Source organism: Glaciimonas sp. GG7 (assembly GCF_052976905.1).
Genome location: NZ_JBRIIQ010000156.1, coordinates 1 through 348, shown reverse-complemented (window position 1 = coordinate 348; position 348 = coordinate 1). Strand labels below are relative to the sequence as shown.

At 54.3% G+C, this 348-nt stretch carries 1 protein-coding gene; it reads right to left on the bottom strand.

Annotated elements, in window-relative coordinates; translation table 11 throughout:
• Positions 1-150 precede the first annotated feature (150 nt).
• On the bottom strand, positions 151-348 hold a 198-nt coding region (locus ACVBEF_RS20170), incomplete at its 5' end, for a hypothetical protein (protein WP_447125702.1).

Below are 348 nucleotides of genomic sequence, written 5' to 3'. Positions count from 1 at the left end.
TCTATGCCGAGTACCACGGACAAGCACGAATCGATGGTTGTTTGGGGTTGTTTGGGACGGGTTGTGGTTCTTTTTTAGGCTGTTTGGTTCTGTGGTTTCTGATGCGTTTTGTACTCCGTTGATGCTGGTCGGGGACGGCCCGACAGCCGGTCACTTTCTTTTGCTTCGCCAAAAGAAAGTAACCAAAGAAAAGGCGACCGCAAATGCTGCTGCCCTCCGGGTCCCCAAATTTTCCAGCCACCCGTCGGGTCTGAGGACCAACTCGCTGCGCTCAAACATGTCCTCAGACAATTCCCGACGGGTGGCTGGAAAATTTGGGAACCCGCAGGGCAGCAGCATTTGCGGTCG